Genomic DNA, 5,971 nt, shown 5'->3' with positions numbered 1-5,971 from the left:
GGGGCCGGGCCGACCGGGCGCGGGCCGGGGCCCGGCTCCGGGCGCTGCCGGTCGACCGGGGCGCACAGCGCCCGCGGGGCGGGAGCAGGGCCGCGCGGGACGCCGACCGCCGCGATCACCGGGCGAGCCAGGCGGACCGTGTCGTGCGAGTGGAGCGGGCTCGACGGGAAGAGCGCGCCCGCGATCGGCGCGGGCACCACCGGGAAGACGCCGCTGGGGGACAGCAGCGGGTTCGCGCGCTGCGACCGCGGCTTCCCCGCCGGGCGGGCCGTGGCCTTGGGCCGCCGGAACGCCCGCGCGAGCAGGGCGTCCACCCGCCACACCCGCTTCGCGTGGCTCGCGGGCAGCCAGAAGTGCCAGCGGTGCGGCTCGGTCGCGCCCGGGCCCTCCAGGACGGTGAAGTTGAGCTCGACGCCCGGCCCGGCCGGGTCCGCCGACCAGCGGAGGTTCTCGATCGCCGCGACCGGCGCGTCGAGGCACAGCCGCACCCGCCCGAGAAGCCGCGACTGGCGCGTCACGACCAGGCGCTGGCCGGTGAGCATGAGGACGTGGTCGCCGCTGCCGAGGCCGTCGGAGCCCACGCACCGGCTCAGCAGCGACACCTGGTCGCCCGGTGCGATGTTGCGGCGAAGGAGCGGAACGTGCCGGGAGAGCGCGGTCGTGGTGAGCCCGGCCTCGGCCGAACTCGCCAGCATGCTGCGAGAGAAGAGATCCATTTGCCTGTACCCCACCTAGATCCGTGAGCGCGTTGATCGCTCGGCGACGCGCTCTCAAAGGGGGTAACGGCAATCCGCATATGCAGGTTACGGCTGCGAGGTGTCCTTCCCCACAACTCACCCCTTCGGGCGAGCGGGCCTCGCGGGCGCGGGAGGCCCCCGCTCAGTCCCGGTGGTGGGGCCGGAGGTGTTCGGGCGCTTGCAGATCGAGGTCGATCTCGAGGTCCGGGCCGTGGTGGTCGCCCCAGCGGCCGCGGTCCCACTCCCAGTCGCCCCCGCCGTGCCCGGGGTCGTCGCCGGACTCCTCGGGGCAGGGGAGCTCCTCCTCCTCCTCCTCGACGGGGACCAGGCGCGGGGGCTCGGTCGCCTCGGCGGACTCCTCCGGGGCCTCCTCGACCGGCGGCCCGGGCTCGGCCGCGGGCTCGGGTTCCGGTTCCGGAAGCGGTTCGACCTGCGGCTTCGCGGCCTCCGGGTCGACGCCCGCGCCGGGGCCGGCCAGGCCGCCGGGGGCGGGGTCGCCGGGGGCGCCGTCGAGGCCGCCGGGGTCGACCGCGGGCTCCTCGCCCTCGATGACGACGGTGCCCGACTCGATCTCGTAGGGCTCGTCCCCGTCCGCCCCGGTGTAGAGCCCGCGGGCGAAGGTCCATCCGAGCATCGCGAAAGACGCCACCGTGCCGGCGCTCACCCCCACGAGGGCGAACCAGATCCCCACCGGCCAGCGTCCCCCCTGGTCGCTGCCTCTGCCGCGCACCGCGCGCTCCTTCCCGCCACCCCCGTGCGACGAAACGGCCGTTCAGGGCCCATGATGTCGATGAATCGACGGCCCTCGGCTACTCAGTGTCAGACTTCAGTCCCGAATAGTAATCGGGTGAAGGGTGTGACGCGCACCGCCCAGGGCTTTGGGATGCTTGGATGTACCGGAATACGAATATGAGGAGGCATCAATGGGCGACACACAGCGTCCAGCCAAGAAGACGGCCAAGAGCCGTCCGAAACCCGCCTCGACGAACGAACCACAGTTCGTGCAGCTGCTCTCCCCGGAGGGCCAGCGCGTCAAGCATCCCGACTACGACATCGACCTGAGCGACGACGAGTTCCGCGGCCTCTACCGCGACCTCGTCATCACCCGCGAACTGGACGCCCAGGGCACCGCCCTCCAGCGCCAGGGGCAGCTCGGCCTGTGGCCGAGCCTCCTCGGCCAGGAGGCCGCCCAGATCGGCTCCGGCCGGGCCCTCCGGGCCCAGGACACCGTCTTCCCGGCCTACCGGGAACTCGGGGTCCAGTGGTGCCGGGGCATCGACCTGATCTCGGCGTTCGCGCTGTTCCGCGGCACCGACCTCGGCGGCCGCGACACGGTCGCCGACCGCTTCAACATGTACGCGATCGTCATCGCCTCCCAGACCCTCCACGCCGCCGGGTACGCCATGGGCGTGGCCATGGACGGTGCGGTCGGGACCGACGACGGCGAGGCCGTCATGGTCTACCACGGCGACGGCGCGACCAGCGAGGGCGACTTCAACGAGGCGCTGGTGTGGGCCGGCGTGTTCAACTCGCCGCTGGTCTTCTTCTGCCAGAACAACCAGTACGCGATCTCGGAGACGAACGCGCGCCAGTTCCGGCTCCCCCCGTACCGCCGCGCCGAGGGCTTCGGCGTCCCCGGGATCTTCGTGGACGGCAACGACGTCCTCGCGACCTACGCGGTCACCCGGGACGCGCTCGACCGCGCCCGCCGCGGCGAGGGCCCCAGCCTCGTCGAGGCCTACACCTACCGCATGCAGCCGCACACCACGTCCGACGACGCCACCCGCTACCGCGACGAGGCCGAGCTGGACTTCTGGCGGGCCAAGGACCCGATCGTCCGCTACCGCAGGTGGCTGGCGGCCGAGGGCCTGGCCGACGAGGCGTACTTCGCCGAGATCGACACCGAGGCCGGCGAGCAGGTCCGGGCGCTGCGCGCCCGCGTCATGGCGCTGACCGATCCCGAGGTGTCGGAGATGTTCGACAACGTGTACGCCGAGATGCCCCCCGGCATCGCGGCCCAGCGTGCGGAGGCGGTCGACTTCCAGGCCTCCCTCGAGGACGGGAGCGACGTTCGATGACGACCATGTCCATGATCAAGGGCCTCAACGAGGGGCTCCGCCGCGTCCTGGAGGACCAGCCGAAGTCGCTGGTCATGGGTGAGGACGTGGGCCGCCTCGGCGGCGTCTTCCGCGTGACCGACGGCCTCCAGAAGGACTTCGGCGCCGACCGCATCATCGACACCCCGCTCGCCGAGTCCGCGATCATCGGCACCGCGATCGGCCTCGCGATGCGCGGCTACCGGCCGATCTGCGAGATCCAGTTCGACGGCTTCGTGTACCCCGCGTTCGACCAGCTGGTGTCGCAGCTCGCGAAGATCCCGAACCGGTCCGGCGGGCGCATCCGCCTGCCCGTCGTCGTCCGCATCCCGTTCGGCGGCGGCATCGGCGCGATCGAGCACCACTCCGAGTCCCCCGAGGCGTACTTCGCGCACACCGCGGGCCTGAAGGTCGTGACCTGCTCGAACCCGGCGGACGCCTACTGGATGATCCAGCAGGCCGCGGCCGGCGACGACCCGGTGGTGTTCTTCGAGCCGAAGCGCCGCTACCACTCCAAGGGCGAGGTCGACACCGAGCGGGCGGGGCTGGACCTGTACCGGGCCCGCACGGTCCGGGAGGGCCGCACCGCGACGCTCATCGCCTACGGCCCCACCGTGGACGTGGCCGAGAACGCCGCCAAGGCCGCCGCGGAGGAGGGCCTCGACCTCGAGGTGATCGACCTGCGGTCGCTGTCGCCGATCGACTGGGAGCCGCTGTTCGCGTCGGTCCGCAAGACCGGCCGGGCCGTGGTGGTCCACGAGGCCCCCGGGAACGTCGGCATCGGCGCGGAGGTCGCCGCCCGGATCACCGAGGAGTGCTTCTACTCCCTGGAGGCGCCCGTCCTGCGGGTGACCGGCTACGACGTCCCTTATCCGGCGAGCCGCCTCGAAGACGACTACCTTCCGAACCTGGACCGGGTGCTCGACGCCGTCGACCGGTCCCTCGAGCACTGAGGAGGAGCACATGGGACAGAAGATCACGTTCAACCTGCCCGACCTCGGTGAGGGACTCACCGAGGGCGAGGTCGCCGCGTGGCTCGTGGAGCCCGGCGGCGAGGTCAAGCTCAACCAGCCGTTCGTCGAGGTCGAGACCGCGAAGGCGCTCGTCGAGGTGCCCAGCCCCTACGACGGGGTGCTTGCCGAGCACCACGCCGAGGCCGGGACCACGGTCGACGTCGGCAAGCCGCTCGCGACCTTCGAGGTCGAGGGCGCCGACGCGCCCGCGCCCGCGAAGGAGGAGCGCACGCCGAACCTCGTCGGCTACGGCGCCCGCGAGGCGGGTTCCAAGCGGCGCCGCCGCAAGGGCGAGGCGCCCGCCGCCGAGCCGGCGCGGTCGCTCGCGCCGGTGACCCCGCCGTCGGTCATCGCGCCGTCGTTCACGCCGCCTCCGGCCGCCCCGGCCGCCGCTCCGGTGACGGGCGCCCCGGTCGCCGCCGCTCCGGCGCCCGGCGGCCCGGTGCTCGCGAAGCCGCCGGTCCGGAAGCTCGCCAAGGACCTCGGCGTCGACCTGGCGTCGGTGGTGCCGACCGGCCCGAACGGGACGGTCTCGCGCGCCGACGTGGAGGCGGCGGTCGCGGGCCCGGCCCCGGCCGCGCCGCAGCGGGTCGCCGCCGCCGCGGAGGACCAGCGGATCCCCATCAAGGGCGTGCGCAAGCTGACCGCGCAGAACATGGTCGCCTCGGCGTTCACCGCGCCGCACGTGACCGTGTTCCTGACCTGCGACGTCACCGGCATGATGGAGACGGTCAAGGAGTTCAAGGCGCGCCGGGAGTTCGCGGACGTCAAGGTCACGCCGCTCCTGTTCGTGGCCAAGGCGGTCCTGCTGGCCGCCCGCCGCCACCCGATGATCAACGCCCGCTGGGACGAGGCCGCCCAGGAGATCGTCGTCAAGCACGACGTGAACCTCGGCATCGCCGCCGCCACCCCGCGCGGCCTGGTCGTCCCGAACGTGAAGGCCGCCCAGGACCTGAGCCTGGTCGAGCTGGCCGAGGCCCTCACCTCGCTGGCCCGCACCGCCCGGGACGGGAAGACCACGCCGGCCGACATGGCCGGGGGGACGTTCTCGATCTCGAACGTGGGCGTCTTCGGCATCGACACCGGCACCCCGATCCTGCCGCCCGGCGAGTCGGCGATCCTCGTGTTCGGCGCGGTCCGGCCGCAGCCGTGGGTGCACGAGGGCGAGATCGCGGTGCGCCAGGTGACGACGCTCGGACTGTCGTTCGATCACCGACTCATCGACGGGGAGCTCGGCGCGCAGTTCCTCGCCGACGTCGGCGCGTTCCTGTCGCACCCTGGGGAAACGCTCCTCGCCTGGACGTGATCAAGCGCACCAGGGAATCGTTGGCGGATCTCGTGGTTCGATGTTGTAATTGAGGCACGGAAACAACGGGGAAACATGACTTCGAAGTTTCCGTGTCCCGAGTCCTGACAGTGCTCGCAAGCCGGGAACCGTCAGGGACATAAGGACCGCGAACTTTTCTCCTCCAACTGGTGTGGACGACAGCGCCGAGTCGCCACACCGCGGAGACCCTCTCCAGGGGGTTCTCACACCGGCCGGGCGCCGCGTTTGCCATGAGGGGTGGGCAACCGTGTGCGCCCGGCCTTTTCGCTGCCCTCCGGGCCCCGCGCGCTTCCGGCGCCGCGTTCGCACCGCCGGACCGGCGCCTTCCCCGTTCCCGCTTAACCCTGTCGAGTGATCGCTGGCGTCGCTGCGGTACCGTGTTGCCGTCTGGCGTGCCCCCAAGACGCCAGGCCGGAAGCAGCATTGAGGAGCAGCCGTGACCTCCGAGCAAGGCAACCCGCCAGCAAAGGGCGAGGCCCCTGACGACCAGAGCGCAGCCGACCAGGGCACTGCCGAGAGCAGCCCGGCCGCGGCCGGCGCCGCGGCTGACGGCCCGTCGGAGCAGGCCGCAGGGACCGCCGAGACCACCGCCGACGCGGACCCCACGCCGGGTCCCGCCGAGCCGGAGCGTCCCGCGAGCCCGGCCGAGGAGGCCCCGGCGCCCGCCGCCGAGCCCGCGCCCACGGTCGACGAGGGCGCGACCCAGTCCGTCCCGGCCGCGGCCCTCGCCGACGCGGACGTGCCGCCCGCCCCGGCCGCCGAGGCCGCCCCCGCCGCGAAGCGCGCTCCGGCCCCGGC

5 protein-coding genes and 1 pseudogene are annotated in these 5,971 nt (G+C 73.0%); 4 read left to right on the top strand and 2 right to left on the bottom strand.

Translation table 11 applies throughout. The annotated features are described in order from the left end of the window. Positions 1-695 (bottom strand): hypothetical protein (locus ABD419_RS24865; protein WP_344492832.1); only part of this gene is annotated, 695 nt, incomplete at its 3' end. A 184-nt stretch (positions 696-879) separates the two neighbouring features. Further along, on the bottom strand, positions 880-1,467 hold the full coding sequence (locus ABD419_RS24860; RefSeq protein WP_344492830.1) for a hypothetical protein: 588 nt from the start codon (positions 1,465-1,467) through the stop codon (positions 880-882). A gap of 193 nt (positions 1,468-1,660) precedes the next feature. Between ABD419_RS24860 and pdhA the strand changes: the two genes are divergently transcribed. From pdhA to ABD419_RS24840, 4 genes and pseudogenes are all read left to right on the top strand, one after another. Further along, positions 1,661-2,815 (top strand): pyruvate dehydrogenase (acetyl-transferring) E1 component subunit alpha, encoded by a 1,155-nt coding sequence (gene pdhA / locus ABD419_RS24855; protein WP_344492827.1) that lies wholly within the window; start codon positions 1,661-1,663, stop codon positions 2,813-2,815. Further along, positions 2,812-3,786 carry an alpha-ketoacid dehydrogenase subunit beta gene (locus ABD419_RS24850; RefSeq protein ID WP_344492824.1) on the top strand — a complete coding sequence of 325 codons (975 nt, stop codon included), beginning with the start codon at positions 2,812-2,814 and terminating at the stop codon, positions 3,784-3,786. Before pdhA ends, ABD419_RS24850 begins: the two co-directional genes overlap by 4 nt. Positions 3,787-3,796: 10 nt before the next feature. Next, positions 3,797-5,152, top strand: a complete 1,356-nt coding sequence (locus ABD419_RS24845) for a dihydrolipoamide acetyltransferase family protein (protein WP_344492822.1) — start codon at positions 3,797-3,799, stop codon at positions 5,150-5,152. A gap of 457 nt (positions 5,153-5,609) precedes the next feature. Further along, positions 5,610-5,971 (top strand): annotated as a pseudogene (locus ABD419_RS24840) (hypothetical protein); the annotation flags it as partial.

The sequence above is a fragment of the Glycomyces endophyticus genome (genome assembly GCF_039531525.1).
Classification (GTDB): domain Bacteria; phylum Actinomycetota; class Actinomycetes; order Mycobacteriales; family Micromonosporaceae; genus Glycomyces; species Glycomyces endophyticus.
This window is presented reverse-complemented; position numbering and strand designations above follow the sequence as displayed.

Bases quoted from the DNA above. Each gene is read 5' to 3' on its own strand.
- ABD419_RS24845 (WP_344492822.1), top strand. From the start codon at position 3,797: ATGGGACAGAAGATCACGTTCAACCTGCCCGACCTCGGTGAGGGACTC.
- ABD419_RS24850 (WP_344492824.1), top strand. From the start codon at position 2,812: ATGACGACCATGTCCATGATCAAGGGCCTCAACGAGGGGCTCCGCCGC.
- pdhA (WP_344492827.1), top strand. From the start codon at position 1,661: ATGGGCGACACACAGCGTCCAGCCAAGAAGACGGCCAAGAGCCGTCCG.